Below are 517 nucleotides of genomic sequence, written 5' to 3'. Positions count from 1 at the left end.
ATCCACCTGGCCTTCGATCCGAACTTCTCGCGGTATCCCGTGCGTGGATTTCAGGCCGACCTGGCGATCGATGGCGATGTCGCCACAGCCATGCGTTTGATCCAGGCCGCAAGCCACGCCGAGGCAGATGTGGTCGAGGAAAGGATTGCCTGGCTCGATACCAAGCGGACTGCGTTCAGGACCCTGAGAGAACGAGCCGTAGCCGACGTCGAACTGCCAAGCTATGCTCAAGTGGCACGTTGCCTGGCCGACGTGTCGGGGGAAGGCGACACCATTCTCGCCGAGACGGCATTCCCGACTGAGCTTCTCGCACTCGATGGCGGTGGGGGCTATTTTGGCGCGCCAAGCTCCGGCGGTCTTGGCTGGGCACTCGGCGCGGCTCTCGGAATAAAACTGACCGCGCCGGAAAGACGCGTCATCAGCCTGGTTGGCGACGGCGCCTACATGTTTGGCAACCCGACCCCTGCCCATTTCGTTTCCCGGGCAAATCAATTGCCGACGCTGACCATCATAATGA

1 protein-coding gene is annotated in these 517 nt (G+C 61.5%); it reads left to right on the top strand.

Annotated elements, in window-relative coordinates:
- Nucleotides 1–39 precede the first annotated feature (39 nt).
- Nucleotides 40–517, top strand: a 478-nt coding sequence (locus tag AC1D0I_RS32950; RefSeq protein ID WP_477400241.1) for a thiamine pyrophosphate-dependent enzyme, incomplete at its 3' end; no start/stop codon positions are given.

This window comes from Mesorhizobium sp. P2_D1 (assembly GCF_056404455.1).
The sequence above is the reverse complement of the archived record's forward strand: the minus strand, read 5'-3'. Positions and strand labels throughout refer to the sequence as shown.